Source organism: Kosakonia sp. R1.Fl (genome assembly GCF_023516815.1).
In the GTDB taxonomy this organism is placed as follows: Bacteria; Pseudomonadota; Gammaproteobacteria; order Enterobacterales; family Enterobacteriaceae; genus Kosakonia.
The window spans coordinates 749131-770531 of the sequence record NZ_JAMGSQ010000001.1 but is presented as its reverse complement, the minus strand read 5'-3'; the positions used below and the strand labels follow the sequence as shown (position 1 = coordinate 770531).

General features: G+C 51.5%; 18 protein-coding genes, 1 tRNA gene and 3 rRNA genes. 9 read left to right on the top strand and 13 right to left on the bottom strand.

Annotated features, from left to right (window positions below; genetic code table 11):
• Positions 1-82 precede the first annotated feature (82 nt).
• From M8Q36_RS03570 to rrf (M8Q36_RS03555), 4 genes are all read left to right on the top strand, one after another.
• Positions 83-2990, top strand: a 23S ribosomal RNA gene (locus tag M8Q36_RS03570).
• Between the two features lie 195 nt (positions 2991-3185).
• Positions 3186-3301: ribosomal RNA gene (rrf, locus tag M8Q36_RS03565) — 5S ribosomal RNA — on the top strand.
• Between the two features lie 14 nt (positions 3302-3315).
• Positions 3316-3391: transfer RNA gene (locus tag M8Q36_RS03560), tRNA-Thr, on the top strand.
• Between the two features lie 39 nt (positions 3392-3430).
• A 5S ribosomal RNA gene (rrf, locus tag M8Q36_RS03555) occupies positions 3431-3546 on the top strand.
• 491 nt (positions 3547-4037) lie between these two features.
• Here the strand turns inward: rrf (M8Q36_RS03555) and M8Q36_RS03550 are convergent.
• From M8Q36_RS03550 to M8Q36_RS03520, 7 genes are all read right to left on the bottom strand, one after another.
• Entirely contained in the window at positions 4038-4796 is a 759-nt protein-coding gene (locus M8Q36_RS03550; RefSeq protein ID WP_017457271.1) for an amino acid ABC transporter ATP-binding protein, read from the bottom strand.
• An 8-nt stretch (positions 4797-4804) separates the two neighbouring features.
• Positions 4805-5908: an amino acid ABC transporter permease gene (locus M8Q36_RS03545; protein ID WP_249880045.1), complete on the bottom strand. Its 1104-nt coding sequence runs from the start codon at positions 5906-5908 to the stop codon at positions 4805-4807.
• A gap of 9 nt (positions 5909-5917) precedes the next feature.
• Entirely contained in the window at positions 5918-7099 is a 1182-nt protein-coding gene (locus M8Q36_RS03540; protein ID WP_249880044.1) for an amino acid ABC transporter permease, read from the bottom strand.
• 72 nt (positions 7100-7171) lie between these two features.
• Complete coding sequence (locus M8Q36_RS03535; RefSeq protein ID WP_020455478.1) at positions 7172-8197, bottom strand: amino acid ABC transporter substrate-binding protein; 1026 nt, start codon at positions 8195-8197, stop codon at positions 7172-7174.
• 502 nt (positions 8198-8699) lie between these two features.
• Positions 8700-8921, bottom strand: coding sequence for a lipoprotein (locus M8Q36_RS03530; protein ID WP_017457276.1), 222 nt, complete (start codon positions 8919-8921; stop codon positions 8700-8702).
• A 329-nt stretch (positions 8922-9250) separates the two neighbouring features.
• On the bottom strand, positions 9251-11329 hold the full coding sequence (locus M8Q36_RS03525) for a putative bifunctional diguanylate cyclase/phosphodiesterase (RefSeq protein ID WP_249880043.1): 2079 nt from the start codon (positions 11327-11329) through the stop codon (positions 9251-9253).
• Between the two features lie 165 nt (positions 11330-11494).
• Positions 11495-11656 (bottom strand): DUF2556 family protein, encoded by a 162-nt coding sequence (locus M8Q36_RS03520; protein ID WP_020455476.1) that lies wholly within the window; start codon positions 11654-11656, stop codon positions 11495-11497.
• Between the two features lie 363 nt (positions 11657-12019).
• Here M8Q36_RS03520 and M8Q36_RS03515 point away from each other — a divergent pair, with 363 nt between their 5' ends.
• The 5 genes from M8Q36_RS03515 (at position 12020) to M8Q36_RS03495 (ending at position 16211) form a co-directional block, all read left to right on the top strand.
• The gene (locus M8Q36_RS03515; protein WP_249880042.1) at positions 12020-13237 is read left to right on the top strand and encodes a tyrosine-type recombinase/integrase; all 1218 of its coding nucleotides are present in this window, start codon (positions 12020-12022) and stop codon (positions 13235-13237) included.
• Between the two features lie 2 nt (positions 13238-13239).
• Positions 13240-13941, top strand: a complete 702-nt coding sequence (locus tag M8Q36_RS03510) for a hypothetical protein (protein WP_249880041.1) — start codon at positions 13240-13242, stop codon at positions 13939-13941.
• Positions 13942-14031: 90 nt separating this feature from the next.
• Positions 14032-14241 carry a helix-turn-helix transcriptional regulator gene (locus M8Q36_RS03505; RefSeq protein WP_249880040.1) on the top strand — a complete coding sequence of 70 codons (210 nt, stop codon included), beginning with the start codon at positions 14032-14034 and terminating at the stop codon, positions 14239-14241.
• A 9-nt stretch (positions 14242-14250) separates the two neighbouring features.
• Positions 14251-14436 carry a hypothetical protein gene (locus M8Q36_RS03500; RefSeq protein ID WP_249880039.1) on the top strand — a complete coding sequence of 62 codons (186 nt, stop codon included), beginning with the start codon at positions 14251-14253 and terminating at the stop codon, positions 14434-14436.
• Positions 14433-16211, top strand: a complete 1779-nt coding sequence (locus M8Q36_RS03495) for a DNA primase family protein (RefSeq protein WP_249880038.1) — start codon at positions 14433-14435, stop codon at positions 16209-16211. Before M8Q36_RS03500 ends, M8Q36_RS03495 begins: the two co-directional genes overlap by 4 nt.
• A 377-nt stretch (positions 16212-16588) precedes the next feature.
• Here M8Q36_RS03495 and M8Q36_RS03490 read toward each other — a convergent pair whose 3' ends face one another.
• The 6 genes from M8Q36_RS03490 to M8Q36_RS03465 all read right to left on the bottom strand — a co-directional run bounded on the left by M8Q36_RS03490 (position 16589) and on the right by M8Q36_RS03465 (position 21383).
• Complete coding sequence (locus M8Q36_RS03490) at positions 16589-16774, bottom strand: hypothetical protein (RefSeq protein WP_249880037.1); 186 nt, start codon at positions 16772-16774, stop codon at positions 16589-16591.
• A gap of 375 nt (positions 16775-17149) precedes the next feature.
• The gene (gene fis, locus M8Q36_RS03485; RefSeq protein WP_000462905.1) at positions 17150-17446 is read right to left on the bottom strand and encodes a DNA-binding transcriptional regulator Fis; all 297 of its coding nucleotides are present in this window, start codon (positions 17444-17446) and stop codon (positions 17150-17152) included.
• Positions 17447-17471: 25 nt separating this feature from the next.
• On the bottom strand, positions 17472-18437 hold the full coding sequence (gene dusB, locus M8Q36_RS03480) for a tRNA dihydrouridine synthase DusB (protein ID WP_044489505.1): 966 nt from the start codon (positions 18435-18437) through the stop codon (positions 17472-17474).
• A gap of 369 nt (positions 18438-18806) precedes the next feature.
• A complete protein-coding gene (gene prmA, locus M8Q36_RS03475; protein WP_249880036.1) occupies positions 18807-19688 on the bottom strand; it encodes a 50S ribosomal protein L11 methyltransferase in 882 nt (293 codons plus the stop codon).
• Between the two features lie 11 nt (positions 19689-19699).
• Positions 19700-21151 carry a sodium/pantothenate symporter gene (gene panF / locus M8Q36_RS03470; RefSeq protein ID WP_249880035.1) on the bottom strand — a complete coding sequence of 484 codons (1452 nt, stop codon included), beginning with the start codon at positions 21149-21151 and terminating at the stop codon, positions 19700-19702.
• A complete protein-coding gene (locus M8Q36_RS03465; RefSeq protein ID WP_017457282.1) occupies positions 21141-21383 on the bottom strand; it encodes a YhdT family protein in 243 nt (80 codons plus the stop codon). The genes panF and M8Q36_RS03465 overlap by 11 nt, the downstream gene beginning before the upstream one ends.
• Positions 21384-21401: the final 18 nt, after the last annotated feature.

The window sequence follows — 21401 nt, the reverse complement described above, 5'->3', positions numbered from 1 at the left end:
CACTGAACAGTGCGAACTGTTCTGTGAGTCTCTCAAATTTTCGCGACACGCGGATGTTTCACGAAACATCTTCGGGTTGTGAGGTTAAGCGACTAAGCGTACACGGTGGATGCCCTGGCAGTCAGAGGCGATGAAGGACGTGCTAATCTGCGAAAAGCGCCGGTAAGGTGATATGAACCGTTATAGCCGGCGATGTCCGAATGGGGAAACCCAGTGTGACTCGTCACACTATCATTAACTGAATCCATAGGTTAATGAGGCGAACCGGGGGAACTGAAACATCTAAGTACCCCGAGGAAAAGAAATCAACCGAGATTCCCCCAGTAGCGGCGAGCGAACGGGGAGGAGCCCAGAGCCTGAATCAGCTTGTGTGTTAGTGGAAGCGTCTGGAAAGTCGCGCGATACAGGGTGACAGCCCCGTACACAAAAGCACACAGGCTGTGAGCTCGATGAGTAGGGCGGGACACGTGGTATCCTGTCTGAATATGGGGGGACCATCCTCCAAGGCTAAATACTCCTGACTGACCGATAGTGAACCAGTACCGTGAGGGAAAGGCGAAAAGAACCCCGGCGAGGGGAGTGAAAAAGAACCTGAAACCGTGTACGTACAAGCAGTGGGAGCATCCTTCGGGGTGTGACTGCGTACCTTTTGTATAATGGGTCAGCGACTTATATTCTGTAGCAAGGTTAACCGAATAGGGGAGCCGAAGGGAAACCGAGTCTTAACTGGGCGTTAAGTTGCAGGGTATAGACCCGAAACCCGGTGATCTAGCCATGGGCAGGTTGAAGGTTGGGTAACACTAACTGGAGGACCGAACCGACTAATGTTGAAAAATTAGCGGATGACCTGTGGCTGGGGGTGAAAGGCCAATCAAACCGGGAGATAGCTGGTTCTCCCCGAAAGCTATTTAGGTAGCGCCTCGTGAATTCATCTCCGGGGGTAGAGCACTGTTTCGGCTAGGGGGCCATCCCGGCTTACCAACCCGATGCAAACTACGAATACCGGAGAATGTTATCACGGGAGACACACGGCGGGTGCTAACGTCCGTCGTGAAGAGGGAAACAACCCAGACCGCCAGCTAAGGTCCCAAAGTCATGGTTAAGTGGGAAACGATGTGGGAAGGCCCAGACAGCCAGGATGTTGGCTTAGAAGCAGCCATCATTTAAAGAAAGCGTAATAGCTCACTGGTCGAGTCGGCCTGCGCGGAAGATGTAACGGGGCTAAACCATGCACCGAAGCTGCGGCAGCGACACTTATGTGTTGTTGGGTAGGGGAGCGTTCTGTAAGCCTGCGAAGGTGTGCTGTGAGGCATGCTGGAGGTATCAGAAGTGCGAATGCTGACATAAGTAACGATAAAGCGGGTGAAAAGCCCGCTCGCCGGAAGACCAAGGGTTCCTGTCCAACGTTAATCGGGGCAGGGTGAGTCGACCCCTAAGGCGAGGCCGAAAGGCGTAGTCGATGGGAAACAGGTTAATATTCCTGTACTTGGTGTTACTGCGAAGGGGGGACGGAGAAGGCTATGTTAGCCGGGCGACGGTTGTCCCGGTTTAAGCGTGAAGGTGTGTGCTCCAGGCAAATCCGGAGCACTTTAACACTGAGGCGTGATGACGAGGCACTACGGTGCTGAAGTAACAAATGCCCTGCTTCCAGGAAAAGCCTCTAAGCTCCAGGTAACACGAAATCGTACCCCAAACCGACACAGGTGGTCAGGTAGAGAATACCAAGGCGCTTGAGAGAACTCGGGTGAAGGAACTAGGCAAAATGGTGCCGTAACTTCGGGAGAAGGCACGCTGATATGTAGGTGAAGCGACTTGCTCGTGGAGCTGAAATCAGTCGAAGATACCAGCTGGCTGCAACTGTTTATTAAAAACACAGCACTGTGCAAACACGAAAGTGGACGTATACGGTGTGACGCCTGCCCGGTGCCGGAAGGTTAATTGATGGGGTCATCCGTAAGGAGAAGCTCTTGATCGAAGCCCCGGTAAACGGCGGCCGTAACTATAACGGTCCTAAGGTAGCGAAATTCCTTGTCGGGTAAGTTCCGACCTGCACGAATGGCGTAATGATGGCCAGGCTGTCTCCACCCGAGACTCAGTGAAATTGAACTCGCTGTGAAGATGCAGTGTACCCGCGGCAAGACGGAAAGACCCCGTGAACCTTTACTATAGCTTGACACTGAACACTGGTCCTTGATGTGTAGGATAGGTGGGAGGCTTTGAAGCGTGGACGCCAGTCTGCGTGGAGCCGCCCTTGAAATACCACCCTTTAATGGCTGGTGTTCTAACGTGGACCCGTTACCCGGGTTGCGGACAGTGTCTGGTGGGTAGTTTGACTGGGGCGGTCTCCTCCTAAAGCGTAACGGAGGAGCACGAAGGTCAGCTAATCCTGGTCGGACATCAGGAGGTTAGTGCAATGGCATAAGCTGGCTTGACTGCGAGCGTGACGGCGCGAGCAGGTGCGAAAGCAGGTCATAGTGATCCGGTGGTTCTGAATGGAAGGGCCATCGCTCAACGGATAAAAGGTACTCCGGGGATAACAGGCTGATACCGCCCAAGAGTTCATATCGACGGCGGTGTTTGGCACCTCGATGTCGGCTCATCACATCCTGGGGCTGAAGTAGGTCCCAAGGGTATGGCTGTTCGCCATTTAAAGTGGTACGCGAGCTGGGTTTAGAACGTCGTGAGACAGTTCGGTCCCTATCTGCCGTGGGCGCTGGAGAATTGAGGGGGGCTGCTCCTAGTACGAGAGGACCGGAGTGGACGCATCACTGGTGTTCGGGTTGTCATGCCAATGGCACTGCCCGGTAGCTAAATGCGGAAGAGATAAGTGCTGAAAGCATCTAAGCACGAAACTTGCCCCGAGATGAGTTCTCCCTGAGACTTTAAGTCTCCTGAAGGAACGTTGAAGACGACGACGTTGATAGGCCGGGTGTGTAAGCGCAGCGATGCGTTGAGCTAACCGGTACTAATGAACCGTGAGGCTTAACCTTACAACGCCGAAGATGTTTTGGCGTGAGAGACAGAATTTCAGCCTGATACCGGATATGTAAAAACGAAAGATTTTACGCTGAGGCAAGGCGGCAAGCGAAGGAAAGGAAGGAGCATGCAGAAGTATGTGACTGACTTTACGAGAGCAGCCAACGCCGCTTCAGGGTGAAAGATTCGTTTTGAGCACAAAGAATTTGCCTGGCGGCAGTAGCGCGGTGGTCCCACCTGACCCCATGCCGAACTCAGAAGTGAAACGCCGTAGCGCCGATGGTAGTGTGGGGCCTCCCCATGCGAGAGTAGGGAACTGCCAGGCATCAAATTTAGTGTGCTGATATGGCTCAGTTGGTAGAGCGCACCCTTGGTAAGGGTGAGGTCCCCAGTTCGACTCTGGGTATCAGCACCAGTTATAACGGTTAAAGTTCGGCACTTAGAAAAGAATTTGCCTGGCGGCAGTAGCGCGGTGGTCCCACCTGACCCCATGCCGAACTCAGAAGTGAAACGCCGTAGCGCCGATGGTAGTGTGGGGTCTCCCCATGCGAGAGTAGGGAACTGCCAGGCATCAAATAAAGCAAAAGGCCCAGTCGAAAGACTGGGCCTTTTGCTTTTCTACTGCAGTACCAAGCATGACGGTCGTACTCAAGTCATTTTCCCCTGATGTGTAGCCCTTTGAGCATCAATAAGCTTAAGCACCACAGAACGTGAAAGGTAGCGATCAAGCCGTTCCTCTTCAACAGCCAGACATCAAACTCACTAACTTAGAAGTGAAATGCGTAGCGCCGATGGTAGCATGGGGTCTCCACCCGCGAGGGTCGGTAACTTCGGGCAAACAAGCAAGTACATAAGAAGTAAAGAACCGCTCGCATGTAAGCCAGTATTAGCTGGCGTGTCCCGGAATTTTTAAGAAGCGCGCTCAGCCAGCTCAGTGATATCGGTAGCCAAAGAAATAAAGTCGGAAATAAACCTTTTGATAAGCATACTTCATGACGTGCTTCTGCCTCGGCAATAAAAAAGGCCACCCGCATGAGTGGCCTGTAACAATCGGGGAGAGATCAATGAATAACCTGCGACAAAAACGCACGAGTACGTTCTGATTTCGGATTCGCGAAGAACTCTTCCGGCGGTGCCTGTTCAACGATTTCACCCCGATCCATAAAGATCACGCGATCGGCAACGGTACGCGCAAAACCCATTTCGTGGGTGACACACAACATCGTCATACCGGACTGCGCCAGCCCAATCATGGTATCCAGCACCTCTTTTACCATCTCCGGATCCAGCGCTGAAGTTGGTTCATCGAACAGCATGATTTTAGGCTTCATACATAATGAGCGGGCGATCGCCACACGTTGCTGCTGACCACCGGAAATCTGCCCAGGAAACTTATGCGCATGCTCGGCAATGCGAACACGTTCAAGGTAATGCATTGCCAGCGCTTCAGCCTCCTTTTTGGGCATCTTACGTACCCAAATCGGTGCCAGCGTGCAGTTTTGCAAGACCGTCAGATGCGGGAATAAATTAAAGTGCTGGAACACCATTCCCACTTCCTGGCGGATCTTTTCGATATTGCGGATATCTTCATTTAACTCAATACCGTCAACGACAATGCGCCCTTGTTGATGCTCTTCCAGATGGTTAATGCAGCGAATTGTTGTCGATTTTCCAGAACCGGACGGGCCACAAAGCACAATGCGCTCGCCCTGTTTCACATTGAGATTAATATCTTTCAGTACATGGAACTGCCCGTACCACTTATTCACATTTTCGAGCGTAATCATCGCGTCGGCAGATTGCATAGTTGTATTACTCATGGGGATCCTCAGTGCGGTGTACGCCCGGTGTTAAAGCGCTTTTCCAGATGCTGGCTGTAGCGCGACATGCTAAAACAGAAAACCCAGTAAACTAAGGCAGCAAAAACATAGCCTTCGGTGGACATCCCAAGCCATGCAGGATCGACCGTGGCTTGCTGTACGCTGCTGAACAGATCAAACAGGCCGATGATGATCACCAGACTCGTATCTTTGAACAGAGCAATGATGGTGTTCACAAGCCCCGGGATCACCAGCTTCAGCGCCTGCGGTAAAATCACCAGCCCTTGCGTTTTCCAGTACCCCAGTGCCAGAGATTCCGCCGCTTCATATTGCCCCTTCGGCAGCGCCTGCAAGCCGCCACGCACCACCTCCGCCACATAAGCGGACTGAAACAGGATCACACCGACCAGCGCACGGATCAGTTTATCGATACTGATACCTTCCGACATAAACAGCGGCAGCATCACCGAGGACATAAACAGTACGGTAATTAAGGGAACGCCGCGCCAGAACTCAATGAAAATGACCGATAACACGCGAACCACCGGCATTTTCGAACGGCGACCCAACGCCAGCAAAATCCCCAGTGGCAGTGCGCCAGCAATACCAACAGAGGCGATGATCAATGTCAGAGTCAGACCGCCCCACTGGCGGGTTTCAACCCGTTCCAGCCCCAGAAATCCGCCAAACAACAACCACCACACGACAAGCGGATAAATCACCGCCCAGCAAGCGATATAGCGCCCGCGACGCGGCAGCGCTTTCCAGAACATCGGTGCGATAGAAAGCAGGCCAACGAGCAGCGCCACATTAATACGCCAGCGTTGATCATGCGGGTAGAGGCCATACATAAACTGGCCAAAACGCTCGTGTATAAACACCCAGCACGCGCCTGCTTTCGTACAATCGGCACGTGTCGAACCAAACCAGTTCGCCTGAAACAGCGCCCAGTCCAGCAAAGGGGGAATCAACTCCCACATTAACCACAAACACAGCAGCGTCAGCAGCGAGTTTGACCAACTGGAGAACAGATTTTTTCGTACCCACACTATCGCGCCATTGCTTCCTGCAGGTGTCTGGCGCGTGGAGGGAGACAGAATTGCTTTTGTCATCAAGGTTCCTTAGCGCTCAATCAGGGCAATGCGGCGGTTATAGATGTTCATCAGTAATGAAATCGACAGGCTGATGAGCAAGTAAACCGACATGGTAATAGCGATAGTTTCAATCGCCTGGCCGGTCTGATTCAGCACCGTTCCGGCAAACAGCGACACCATATCCGGATAACCAATTGCCGCTGCCAGCGAGGAGTTTTTGGCGATATTCAGATACTGGCTGGTCAGCGGGGGGATAATCACGCGCAGCGCCTGCGGAATAATCACCTGCCGCAGCGTTACCGGATTAGGCAAGCCGAGAGAACGTGCCGCTTCGTGCTGCCCATAGGGCACTGACTGAATACCTGAACGAATAATCTCAGCGATAAACGCGGAAGTGTAGACCGACAGCGCAATGGTAAGCGCGGCGAGTTCTGGGATCAGCACCATACCGCCCTGGAAGTTGAAGCCGCGCAGATGCGGAACATCCCAGTGCAGCGCTGCGCCAAACACCCAGTGCGCTACCAGCGGCAGCAGAATAATCAACCCCAGCGCGGCAGGCCATGTCCGGCGTAGCTGCCCGGTTTTGATTTGATGCATTTTATTAAAGCGAAACAGACCGACGGCGATAGCCACCGCCACGATTATCGCGCCCACGAACGCCAACATGCCCTCGCCCATTTGCGGGGAAGGGATATATAAGCCCCGGTTGCTCAGAAACACCAGCTCCATTGCGTTGACCGCCTGGCGCGGGCCGGGTAGGTTACGCAGCACCGCGAAGTACCAGAAAAAGATCTGCAACAGCGGCGGGATATTACGGAACGTTTCGATATAGATGGTCGATAGCTTCCGCAGTAGCCAGTTTTCCGACAGGCGGGCGAGACCAAGGAAAAAACCGAGGAACGAGGCGAACACAATACACAGCGCTGAAACCAGCAGCGTATTAAGTAAGCCCACAAGAAATACACGGCCGTAGGTGTCACCTTGTTCATAATCAATAAGATGCTGAACAATACCAAAACCGGCAGCGCGGTCCAGAAAGGCAAAGCCGGAGGTAATGCCGCGGTTATTCAGGTTGGTAACGGTGTTGTGTATCAAATAAATGGCGACAACGACCACGGCGACAATCGCAAGGATTTGAAACAGCCAGGCGCGAACCGCAGGGTTAGAAAGGGAGATGGCACCTTTCACGGTTGGGCGGCGATGGGACATAGGAAAACCTCAGTAACCATGACTCTGGGCTGGGCGCCACGCAAGCGTAGCGCCCGTTACAGCACTTACGTATTAACGCACTGGCGGAGCGTACTGAATACCGCCGTTGTTCCAGAGGTTGTTCTGGCCGCGTTTGATTTTCAGCGGGCTTTCAGAACCGACGTTACGTTCAAAGATCTCTGAATAGTTACCGACTTTCTTAATGATGTTGTAAGCCCACTTGTTATCCAGCTTCAGGTCTTTACCGAAGTCACCTTCTTTACCTAACAGGTGTGCCATATCCGGCGTTGCTGGGTTAGCGGCTTTCTCATCGACGTTTTTCGAGTTAACACCCATCTCTTCTGCGTTCAGCATGGCGAACAGCGTCCAGCGAACAATCGAGAACCAGTCATCATCACCACGGCGAACCACCGGCCCCAGCGGCTCTTTCGAGATCACTTCCGGCAATACGATCCACTCTGCCGGGTTGCTCAGTTTGATACGCAATGCATACAGCTGAGACTGGTCGGAAGCGAGTGTATCGCAACGGCCTGATTCCAGTGCTTTCGCGGATTCATCGGAACGGTCGAAGGTCACCGGCGTATATTTCATTTTGTTGGATTTAAAATAATCCGCCACGTTCAGCTCAGTATCGGTGCCCGCCTGAATACAAACGGTTGCGCCATCCAGCTCTTTAGCGCTTTTCAGGCCTGCTTTGTTGTGAGTCAGGAAGCCGATACCGTCGTAATAGGTTACGCCAGTGAATGACAGGCCCATGCCGCCATCACGGGAAGAGGTCCAGGTAGTATTACGGGAGAGCATATCCACTTCGCCTGATTGCAGGGCGGTGAAACGCTCTTTGGCCGTCAGCGGGGTATATTTAACTTTCGTGTCGTCACCGAATACGGCGGCGGCTACGCCGCGGCAAACGTCCACGTCGATACCGGTGAATTTACCGCTCGCATCCGCGTAGGAAAAGCCAGGCAGACCGTCGCTGATACCGCATTGTACGAAACCTTTCTTTTTAACGGCATCCAGCGTTGCGCCTGCATGTGCCTGATTTGCGACAGCAAACAGTACACCGGCAGCGGCCAGGCTGGCGATCATCATCTTTTTCATAATGCATCCTGTGTGGCGAAAAATTTATCGTTATATAAGGCGTTCGGGAAACGCCTGAACCTGTCTGTGGCGATGGCCATACTCTTTAAAGCAAAGGTAGTGCCAGTTTTGCGCGTGGCGTTATTTGGCTAGCACAGGCGCAATATTGAGAGTGTAGACAGGAAAAAATAAAACCATTGCCCCGTTGTGGTGCAAAAATACAACCTGCGCCACAAAACAGAGCAAAAAGGGAGTGCCGTTAAGAGGTTAATAACAGGAAAGTTTCTTGCGTGAATATAAGCAATATATTGATTGGCATCGCTTTGTGAAATGTGTCACGCAAAAATAGAGAAAAAGAGGAAAGTGTGAAAACCAGTTGGTTGAGATGAAAGTCAGTTTGAGTTTGTTTTTTTATTTCTGCCTGCTTATGGGGCTGAAAATTTACTTATGCAAAATCAACTGCACCTTAATAAAGCAAAAGCGCGGCGAACCGCGCTTTTTATAACTATTTGGCTTTTTAAAACTATTTAGTCAACGCTACGATACCGAGCGTCAGGCCGGCAATCGCCGCAGCGCCACCGGCAATTGCGCCGGCTGTTTCCCAGTTATCCTGAGTTGTGCCTTTCATACAGGTATTGGTATGTACCAGACGACCTTGATCATCGTACACCGGAACACAAGGAGAATCGTGGGCACAGCCTGCCAGGAAGGTCGCCAGTAATGCCACGGAAATGAATTTTTTCATAATATTACCTCGAAATAATCACGATCCCCGATATCAATAATTACGACATCTGTCCAGAATCGATAAGGCATATTTTACCATTGGCATGCGCAAATTCCCCGGTTCAATAATCTCAAATTATGTTCTTTGTAAAAATCATGAAGACAAAACTACGTCGCAGGTTAAATAGTGCAGAAAAGATGAAGGGTGAAATAAAAAATTCTGTTGCAATGCGTAAGCGCTTGATTAAATAGAGATGGTGAATAACATTATTTTTATAAGAATAATCTAGTTTACGGCTTTGGTAAAACAAAAGCGCCTGCTGGCGCTTTATTTAAATCAATCTGGCTTCAGGAAAGCGTCTCGGGCGGAGGAAATTTATTACCGTAAGAAGTAATAGATTCCGCGCTCACCGGTTTACCTAATAAATACCCCTGCAGTGTATTGCAGCCCAGCTCGGTAAGAAACTTTTGTTGTTCTTCTGTTTCCACACCTTCTGCCACAACTTTTAAATTCAGTGTTCTGGCTAACGCCACGATGGCGGAGACGATGGTGGCATCTTCGCCTTCCCGGCTTAACTCGCGAACAAATGCACGGTCGATTTTTAATTCGCAGGCCGGAAGACGTTTCAGATACAGCAAGCTGGAGTAGCCTGTACCAAAATCATCGATTGAGGCTTGAACGCCCGCATCTGTCAGCTCCGTCAACACGCGCACGCTCTCATCCGGATTGCTCATTGCCGTGGTTTCGGTCACTTCCAGGATTAACTTTTGCGGCGGCACACCATGCTTTTTCAGCGTCTCCATAATCGTTTCCACCAGGGTATTCTGCTCGAACTGCAGAGTGGAAAGGTTTACCGCCACTGACCAGTCCAGGTGCCCCATTTTGCGCCATTCGCCAAGCTGACGGCAGGCTTCATCCACTACCCAGTTACCGAGCGGCACAATCAGACCGGTTTTCTCCGCCAGCGGCAAAAAAATATCCGGAGTGAGTACGCCCTGGTAAGGGTGATGCCAGCGCAACAGCGCCTCAAAGCCGATAACTGGCCCCGCAGGGGCTTTAAATTTGGGCTGGTAAACCAGCCGGAACTCCTGACGCTCCAGTGCCATCCACAAATCATTGAGTAACTGCAACTGTGTTTGCGCCAGCGTGTTCATCGATGGCTGAAAGAAGTGGTATCCGTTACGGCCCATATGTTTGGTGTGATACATCGCCGCATCGGCGTTGAACATCAGTTCCCGCTCGTTTTTGCCATCGTGTGGATAAAGCGCGATACCGACGCTTAGCGTCACCATCACGTCATAGGGATCGATAGTGAAGGGCTTATCGATCACGCGTACCAACGAACTGGCAAGCGTTGCTGCTTCATCTGGTGCGCTGACTTCCGCCAGCAAAACAAACTCATCACCACCAATGCGCGCCAGCGTGTATTGCCCTTTTAATTTTTGCGTCAGGCGATCGGTCACCGCGACCAGCAATTTATCGCCGACATCGTGACCCCAGGCGTCGTTGACGGTTTTGAAACCGTCGAGATCCATAAACATCAGCGCGAAGAACGAGCCTTCGCGTTTGGCTTTGTTGATGGCCTGTTCAAGGCGATCTTCCAGCAACACGCGGTTAGGCAGACGCGTTAAGGTATCGTGCAACGCCAGCCGCGCCAGTTCGCGGTTTGCGGCCGCCAGTGAAGTTGCCAGGAGCGAGGTTTTCGCCTGCAGACGCGCATCAAACATCGACACCAGTAGCGTAATGCCCAGCACCGAGAAGGCCATCATACCGACCAGTACGGCTAACCAGTTATTGTTAAAACCGTTATGCCCCATGGCATGTTGGTGAGGGATTTGAGCCGCCATCATGCCGGTGTAATGCATACCAGCAATGGCGACGCCCATTAAAATTGCCGCACCAAAACGCATTAGCGCAACCTGAGCCGCTTCATGACGTAGATGAAATGTGAGCCACAGAGCGGCGAAAGAGGCGACCAGCGCGATCGCTAAAGATAAGGCGACCCAATTCAGATTCCAGATGATTGCCGGGGAGACCTGCAGCGCCGCCATACCGGTATAGTGCATCGCTGCAATACCCAGGCCCATGGCAATTGCGCCCGGGATCAGGCGACGCAGATGCAGATGTGGGGCGCTCACCAGCCACAGCGCGAACAACGAAGAGCCGATCGCGATAACCATGGAGAGGGCCGTGAGAAACGGTTCGTAGCGCATGTTCATCGACATGTTCATCGCCAGCATGCCGATAAAATGCATCGCCCAGATGCCTATCCCCATCGCTACGCCGCCACCGCTGAGCCAGACCCATGACGATCCCTTGCTGCTGGTGGAAACTCGGCCGGCCATATTCAGGGCGGTATAAGAGGCCAAAATGGCTACGATAAAAGAAACAACAACAAGGATATAGTCGTATTGGCTATCCAGCATGGTGTCATCAACTCATTCACTAAGGGCGTTACGCATTACTACGATCGGACTGGCGAAAAGGGCTGAGACATTAGCATCGTATGGAGATGGCTCAAAATGATTTAAATCCCTGCGTTAATCAGGGTGATGACTGCATTTTCGCGAATTTTCGCTACAAGCAACCACTTACAGATTATTGCAGTTAACCAGTTTGAGCGGATTTACGGAATTCATATTGCGGCATTTATCGATCTCGGTGGTCATATACTCAACCCAGTACATGATTAAGCTATCCAGCATGAGGATCGACAGGGCGAAAGCCACCAGCCACCAATACTTGCGAATCATTCCGTATCTCCCTTTCTTGCAACCATTTGTTGAAATATACACGAATCCGCAACCCCGGAATGACAGGGAAAGCGGGGTTTTTAGCGCTATTTCAGGCAATAAAAAAGGCGCTGTCCCATGCCGGTTAGCGCCTTTTTATCAATACAACTCACTGATTAAAAATCAGTTCATGCCGTATTTTCTAAAACGGTGTTTCATGCGGTTTATCGTGGTTTTTTAGCATTCTCGTATTTGGTTGATATGAAACAAGAAAACCTCTTTTCGTGTGTGCGGATGCTCACTGTCGTTCAGGGAGTAACGGTAAAATGTGCAGTTAACGGTGCAGTCACTGCTCCGGCGAAATCGATATGAACTGAGGGTTTTATGGCTGGTGGTACGAATAAATTAAGTGATACATCTCTTCGTAAAATGGTTGGGAAAGGAGAGCGATTCGCAGGTTTTTATGCGGATGGTGACGGGCTAAGCGTAAAGGTATCTAAGGCTGGCATTCTGACCTGGTACTTTACGTATCGTGTCGGTGGCCGAGAGACAAACTCACAGCGCCTCAAGCTGGGAAATTACCCAGACCTGTCAATCAAGGCAGCGAGAGAGAAGCGCGACCAATGCCGCGCGTGGTTGGCTGAGGGTAAAAACCCTAAACACCAGCTCAAGGTCAAAACCCATGAAGCTCTCTCACCAGTAACGGTGCGTGAGGCCCTTGAATACTGGATCAGAGAAGATGCCACGCACCGGCGCGCCAATGTTGAAAAGCACGTCGAGCAACTGAATAAACATATCTTCCCCTATATCGGTGATTACCCGCTCGCAATGTGCGAGACGCGGCACTGGCTGGAATGCTTTAGCCGGATCAGGAGTGAATATCCGGTAGCTGCCGGTTACGTGCTGCAAATGTGCAAACAAGCTCTGAAATATTGCCGTACTCACAATTACGCCGTTAGTAATGCTTTAGACGATCTAACTCCTATTGATGTCGGAAAAAAGCAGGAGAAGCGAGACAGGGTGCATACGCGGCACGAATTGGCGGATATCTGGCGTGAAAGTCAGGGGTGGAAATTCAAGCCTTATTACGCTGCGCTGCTGCACCTGCTGGTGGTGTTTGGCTGCCGAACGCAGGAACTGAGGTTATCAACAATCAGCGAGTGGGATTTACAGGAAGGGATCTGGATGGTGCCAAAAGCTCACAGCAAAAGCGGCGTAAAAATACTCCGACCAATTCCCGCATTTATCCGGCCATACGTAGCCGCTCTGATCGAACAGCACAGACATACAGGCCTGCTTTTGGGCGAGATAAAGAAACCGGAAGCCGTAAGTCAGTGGGGGCGCGGTATCTACAAACGCTTGGGGCATTCTGAGCCGTGGACGCTGCACGACATTCGCCGGACGTTCTCCACCACGCTAAACGATATGGGGATCGCCCCTCACGTCGTGGAGCAGTTGTTGGGGCATACATTAGGCGGCGTAATGGCAGTTTACAACCGTAGTCAGTACATGCCCGAGAAATTAGATGCATTGAACAAATGGATAGATCGCTTATCCCTCGTTGCTGATAACCATGAAAATATTGTGTTGTTAAAGGCGTAGATATGACACAGAAAACCAAACTGCCGGAACGACTGTATTACCCGATTGCATTAGCTGCCGAAAAACTCGGTTGCACAGTCGACGACCTGATCCACTTCGGAACTACCGGACAGGTTGAAATTTGTTGCTTCATGAAAATGCGAGTGTACGGCGTTTCCGCTGCCTGGCTAACTGATGGGGCAGTACAAATCAAAGGCTTCTATTGCACGATGCAGATAAGCGAGGCTCTAGCGAGAGGGGAACGCTCAGCCGTCGCCTTTGGCTTGTTTGCTCTGCCATGCAGAATGTTGCGTAACTGGGATCTAAATATTGATGAAGATCCAGATTATCGGGCAAAGCTGAAAACACCGGCGCACAACTTTGATGAGAAAGAGGTTGAATTCACGATGGCCGTTCAACCTGAGCGGGATGATTTACCCTTGTACCTGACAGCGCATGAAATAGGCAAGTTAACAGGCAAGCCGTTCTCGTCTGATGTGCATGTCTTTGCAGAAGAACTGCCAGAGCACGCCAGGACTGCCAACCGAAAAGGATCTGTAATCTCCACTTTGTTAAAACTGATCCCTGATTTTGATGGTGTGGATATTGATACTGCCCCAGTGAGCAAACTCATCAACATGGTTGAGTCACTCGCCGCAAATAAAGGTATTGAGTTCGATAGTCCAGATAAAAACACTTGGTCTCGGTATTTGGGGAGAAAGTGAATTCACCCTCTGGTTTAGTGAATTCACCCAGAACATTATCTGCCATCACCATAATCGCCCCCGAATCTTAATGAACGAGGGCGTTATCTAATGAGCAATTCACCAGTAAATCAAATCCTGACAGACCGCACTATCCGCGAGCCAGAGTGCCGGGAAATCACCGGCCTCGCTCGTACTACGCGATACATGATGGAAAAAGAGGGCAAATTTCCGGCGCGCCGTAAGCTTGGTGGCCGCGCGGTTGGCTGGCTTTTATCAGAGATTACAGACTGGCAGAACACATGCAGCAAAGTGGTTTAAGGGCGGGATATGACGCATAAAACAAAGGCGACCGTGCAGGGCCGCCAACGTCGCAACAGAAAACATGAAATGCAGGGCAATCATATCAAGGGCAGCGCGAGTGATCAAAGCACAGGCCAGCGCAATTTTGTGCTGGCTGATGAAATCACAAAGCTCCGGGAAATGATTAACTCCAGCCGTGAGGGATCACAATGACACGCGCACCGAATGTAAAACTTCTTCCAAAGGATAAATTCACCGAAGCGATTATTTTTGTAGGTGAGGACGCATACGCACATGCAAAACAATGGGAAGAGGGATTAGGGGAGGCGATTGCTGGTGATGACACACCGCCAATTTATATCGGTCCGAAACAACTGGAGATGCTGGACAAGCTGCAAATCATTGATGATGGTCGCCAATCAGCACGCGTTTATCTGGCAGGGGATATTGAGCCAATCCAGATCAACCTTATTGCCAAGAAGCTAGCCGTCGCCGGTGTTCAGGATGCTAAGCTCTACAAAAGCTTAGCTGACAGGGATCCAGAGGACTGGCGGGCATATCTGGAGCGCCTGCGCAATGAGCCGGAACGCGGCGAGGAAGTTGTAGTAAGTCTGCCCGTTGCGGTTCCGGCGTTAAACCAGATGGGGCCAAGCCAACGCGGTGACGTTCTGGCGGCGCGCTACGATAACGCGCTGGCTATTGATGGTGATTCTGACACGGTGCATCACTATAACGGTGCGGTATGGGAACCGATACAGGACAAGGTTTTGCAGCGGGAAATGGCGCGTATATTCATTCATTCAGAGATCGCCTATTCACAAACCAGTGTGAAGAACGCCGTCGACACAATGAAACTGAGCTTGCCGCAAATGGGCATTACGGCCAGGCATCTGATCGGCTTCCGTAACGGTGTGTTTGATACCCGCGCCGGTGCTTTTCGGGAGCACGACAAAAACGACTGGCTGTTGATCGCCAGTGATGCAGATTTCTGCCAGGCGGCAGACGGTGAATCTCTGGAAAAGCATGCCCCTAATTTCTGGCGCTGGTTGCACTATTCCACGGCAAGGAATCAGTCAAAAGCAGATCGCCTACTGGCTGCGCTGTTTATGGTGCTGGCTAACCGCTACGACTGGCAGTTGTTCCTGGAGGTAACCGGGCCAGGCGGCAGCGGAAAAAGTGTGATGGCGGAGATCTGCACCATGCTAGCGGGCAAGGGAAATACGGTATCAGCCAGTATGGCGGCGCTGGAGAACCCACGAGAGCGCGCACTGGTGGTGGGGTTTTCGCTTATCATCCTGCCGGATATGACACGTTATGCTGGCGATGGGGCAGGTATTAAGGCTATCACCGGTGGTGACCGAGTATCTATTGACCCGAAACACAAGGCTCCATTTTCAATCCGTATCCCGGCGGTTGTGCTTGCCGTAAACAATAATGCCATGACGTTTAGTGACCGCAGCGGCGGTATCTCGCGTCGACGGGTTATTTTCAATTTCTCGGAGGTAGTTAGCGAATCAGAACGTGACCCAACGCTGGTGGAGAAAATTGAGGGTGAGCTGCCGGTTATTATCCGCTACCTATTAACCCGATTCACTGTACAGAACGATGCGCGGGAGCTGCTGGCAGAGCAGCGTAAATCAGAGGAGGCGCTGGCTATTAAGCGTGAGGGTGATTCATTGGTCGATTTTTGCGGCTATTTAAAAGCATCTGACACATGCGATGGCATGTTAATCGGTAACGCTGAAATCTTGCCGTTCAGCCCGCGCCGATATCTTTATCACGCTTACCTGTCATACATGGCGGCTCATGGGCTGGGAAAACCAGTGTCGCTTACGCGCTTTGGTTCAGATATGCCTGGTGCAATGGCTGAATATGGGAAGGAGTATTTGAAACGGAGGATGTCCCAGGGTATGCGCTCAAATATTACTCTTAAAGAGGATTCAGAAGACTGGTTACCAATGTGTACAGATATAACCAACAGCATTTGACAGAGATTATTTTAATAAGATAAGTATTCACTAGTGTTCATGTTGCTTAAAAGTTTTTAAGCAACAACAAGTTAAGCAATGAACACTCTAGCAATAAGTGTTCATCAAGTGTTCATGGTATACATGGAGAGGTTAAAGATTGACCTTTCGATGTAGGGTTAAATGAATACTTATGAACACTTAATATGAAAGTGATCATGAGTTAATTATTTGATATTAAAGGTTGTTTTTAGATAATGAACAGTATGAACACTTAAACATATAAACTTTATTTTTGCCCCCACTTGTTTGATGGCTCTTCAACCACTTCACCAGATACATCTAATGAAGCACCTTCATTCTCACCTTGATGTCAATGCTCCGCGCACACTTTCGTTTTAGACGATGCAGTCAGCCAGTTTTATAAACCGATCGATCTCATCATAAAGCGGCGGCAACTCGCCGTTATCTAAGTGCCACATAGTTTCCTGAGCGGCGCGAAGTTCTCCGAACGCGCGCTGCAAAGCCTGGCAGCAAAGTAAGTGTTTAAGGTTCCGTTCAATTTCTCTCATTTCTTCCGTCATAACCGATCCCTGTTAGTTTCCCCACTGAAAACTAAAACGCCTGCCAACTGAATGGAAGTGGGCGGAGCGAGGAAGTTTCTGAAAAATATTTTTTCGAGTGTTCAGGGGCGAATGGGGATTAGCGCGGATCTTTTAGCGAGTTGGTTTTAACCGAACAGCTCTCCGTGCTACGCGCGCGCGCGTTTTTTGTCGGGGGGGCTGGGGATCAGACCTGTCAGAAAACCTATGCTGAAACACCTGAATTCTCTTGGCTGCAATGGATTTGTTCTCTATGGTTCAGCAAGATGTGCAGTCAACGGTGCAGTCATTTCAATAAAAAAGGCGCATCCCCATGCCGGTTAGCGCCTTTTAATTCAACAACATAGCTGATGGTTATCAGTTCATGCCGTATTTTTTCAGTTTTTTACGCAGCGTACCGCGGTTGATGCCCATCATCAGCGCCGCGCGGGTCTGATTACCACGGGTGTATTGCATCACCATGTCCAACAGTGGCTGTTCTACTTCAGCCAGTACCAGCTCATACAGGTCATTAACATCCTGACCATTCAGTTGAGCAAAATAGTTCTTCAGTGCCTGTTTTACCGAGTCACGGAGCGGTTTTTGGGTTACCTGATCCTGAGAGTTAACGGTAGAAACGGTCAGTACGTCAGAATTTACGCGTTGTTCGAACATAGTTCTGTCAGCTCTTTATTTCTGTTTACGCAAAATTTTCGAAGTATGCCTCCAACGCCTCCAGCTGTTCGCTGGCATTCTCAATGGCGTTGAATGTGCGCCGAAACTGGTCATTCGGAGCGTGCTCCTGGAGATACCAGGAGACGTGTTTGCGTGCGATTCGGTAACCTTTTGCCTGACCGTAAAAGTCATGCAGTTCCCGAACGTGCGCGCAAAGCAAGCGCTTAACCTCTGCCAAAGGCAGCGGGGCCAGCAGCTCCCCAGTGTCCAGATAATGCTGGATTTCCCGGAAGATCCAGGGTCTTCCCTGAGCCGCGCGGCCTATCATCAGGGCATCCGCCCCTGTATAGTCGAGCACAGCTCTGGCTTTAAGCGGGTCAGTAATGTCGCCATTCGCGATAACCGGAATGGAAACTTTCTGCTTAACTGCCCGAATACTGTCGTACTCAGCGTCTCCGTTGAACAAACAGGCGCGGGTGCGTCCATGAATGGTCAGAGCCTGAATACCACACTCTTCAGCCAGTTGGGCAATTTCTACGCAGTTACGGTGTTCTGGAGCCCAACCCGTGCGAATCTTCAGAGTGACAGGAACATCCACTGCATTAACTACCGAGGTCAGGATCGACTTCACCAGATCCGGGTATTGCAGCAGGGCGGAACCTGCAAGCTTGCGATTCACTTTTTTAGCCGGGCAACCCATATTGATATCAATAATCTGGGCGCCGCTTTCCACGTTAATACGTGCGGCTTCCGCCATTTCATCCGGGTCGCTGCCGGCAATTTGCACGGTGCGAATACCGGGTTCATCAATGTGCACCATCCGCAGTCGGGACTTGTCGCTTTCCCACACTTGTGGGTTAGAAGACATCATCTCGGATACGGTTAAACCGGCTCCCATCTCGTAGCACAACGTCCTGAATGGTCTGTCAGTAATGCCAGCCATTGGCGCTGCGATCAGGCGATTTCTGAGCTGGTGGTGTCCGATGCGCATGAGTTAAGAAATGACCATACTGTGACTGCAAGGCGGCGTATATTACGCATTTTTTGCACGAGATGAAAGGCCAAACTTTGAGCAATCCTCTGTTGTAGATCAAGGAATAGCCAGTCCACCGGGGCAATAAACGTATTAAATCATGTTTTTCATAGGGTTATGTAAAAGATAAAAATTTCACATAACGCATAAATTCGCACAAGTTATCGTTTTTTAACGGGTGATAAGCGGCTGAACTGCTGTTTTTTCAGACAAAAATGACGATTTTTGCGAAGCTGCTCGCAATTTTCTCATCGGCATTTTGGCTGCTTTTTTCGACAGTTCAGCGCGCTGGCTCCGCGAAACGTGGCCCGCAGGCCGCGTTCAGTTTTACCTTTTCTGTCCCGTGATACGGCACCACTCTTCTTTCTCGACCACCGGGTCAAGAGTAAAGAGCTCTGTATAGGCTTCGCACACGCTATCTGCCTGGCTGGCAAGGATACCAGAGAGCCCCAGCAAACCGCCCTCGACGGGCAATACGCTGATTAACGGCGCCAGTTCACGCAGAGGGCCAGCCAGGATATTGGCGACCACCACATCGGCTTTCATCGCGTCTGGCTGGTCTTTCGGCAAGTACAACTCGAGACGCTCGGAAACGCCGTTGCGCTCGGCGTTATCACGGCTTGCCTGGATCGCTTGCGGATCGATATCAATACCGATCGCTTTAGCCGCACCCAGTTTCAGGGCGGCGATCGCAAGGATCCCGGAACCGCAGCCAAAATCGATCACGGTTTTGCCGACAAGATCCAGGCCATCGAGCCATTGCAGACACAACGAGGTGGTTGGGTGCGTGCCGGTTCCGAATGCCAGACCCGGATCGAGCATCACATTCACCGCATTGGCATCCGGCACCTCGCGCCAGCTCGGGCAGATCCACAGGCGTTCGCCAAAGCGCATCGGGTGGAAGTTGTCCATCCATTCGCGCTCCCAGTCTTTATCTTCCAGTTGCTCAATTTTATGGGCGAAACCTTCGCCGAGCAGCGGGTGTAAAGCGAGTTGGGCAACGACGTCTGCCATCTCGGTTTCCGCATCGAACAGGCCGATAACGTCGGTATCGCCCCACAGACGGGTTTCACCCGGCAGCGGTTCAAATACGGGCGTGTCGTGCGTGTCCTGGAAGGTAATGGACACCGCGCCCGCTTCCATCAGAGCATCGCTCAGATCTTCTGCATTTGCGCCGGTGGTGTTCAGTTTCAGTTGGATCCAAGGCATGGCATAACTCTTTATTCATTAACAGAAATAGTTGGGGCCTGCGGCACGGGTTGACCGAAACGGTTCCCGACAATGAAGGCCAGCAAACTTAACAGCAGCGAGGGCACAATCGGATGGAAGCCCAGGTACTGAATATTAAAGGTGGCGAGCACGGCATACAGCGCACCGCCAACAATCATGGCGCTGAGCGCGCCGGTGGAATTAGCGCGATCCCAGTAAAGACCCAGCACCAGCGGCCACAGGAATACCGCTTCAAGCCCACCAAACGCTAACAGGTTCAGCCAGATGATCATCTCTGGCGGACGCCATGCCGCCAGCATCATCAAAATGCCGAGTACCAGCGTTGTCACGGTGGAAATGCGTTTTAAGCGTGGCTCATGACGAATTTTAGTCGGCTGCGCGCTTAGCCACAGATCTTTGATAATTGTCGCGGAAGCCTGCAACAGATGCGCGTTGACGTTGGACATGATCGCGGCCATCGGTGCGGCAAGGAACAACCCTGCGGCCCACGGTGGCAACACTTCGACCATTAGTGTGGGAATGACCTGATCCGGCACCGACAGATTCGGCAGCACAGCGCGACCCAGCGCACCTGCCAGGTGCATTCCCAGCATCAACAGCGCGATAACGATGGTGCCGATAATGATCCCACGGTGCACCGACTTGCTGTCTTTATACGAAATACAGCGCACAGCGGTATGCGGCAGACCGATAACGCCAAAACACACCAGTACCCAAAACGAAGTCATAAACGCCGGAGAAAGGATGTCGTGTGCGCCCTGCGGACTAACCAGTTTCGGATCGATATGCTGCAAGGTATCAACGGCGTTATGCAATCCGCCCGCCGCATGGATCACGCCGACCAGCAACACCAGCGTACCGATCAGCATCACCATGCCTTGCATGGTGTCGTTCAACACACTGGCGCGAAAACCGCCAAACGCCGTATACAACGCGATAGTAATGCCGAAGATCAGCAGGCCCGATTCGTATTTGATGCCGGCCGCGGTCTCCAGCAGACGCGCGCCGCCGATAAACTGCACGGCAATCGCACCGACAAAGGCCACCAGCAGGCTGACGCTGGCGATCCACACGACTGCGCGGCTCTGGTAGCGCGCCATCAGCATGTCGTTGAGCGTAATCGCATTGTAGCGACGTGCCAGAATGGCGAATTTTTTGCCGAGAATGCCCAGCGACAGCCAAATGGTGGGAACCTGGATCATCGCCAGCAGCACCCAGCCAAGGCCGAATTTGTACGCGGCTCCCGGCCCGCCAATAAACGAACTGGCGCTAACATAGGTTGCGGTCAGCGTCATCGCCAGCACAAATCCGCCCATGGAACGGCTACCGAGGAAGTACTCGCTCAGGAAAGTACCGCTGCTACGCTGGCGCATCGCATAGAAAGAGAGGCCGAAGACAACGATCAGGTAGATTATCAGCACGGCGATAATTTCAGTTTGCATCGTTATCCTCCAGAGAGATATCGCGGAAGATAAAACGCACCATCGCCCAGCAAAGTAAAACAAATACCAGCGGCGTAAGCAGGCAGGCCAGTTCAAACCAACGCGGCAGCCCGGTGAAGCCCTGCTCTGTACCCGGTAGGTAAGCGCACACTAACCAGGCGGCAAGATAAAGAAGGGTCAGCCACAGCGCCCAGCGGGCTTCTTTGTGAGCCTGAACAAAACGGTTGTCCATTTTTGTCCCTTGTAAATG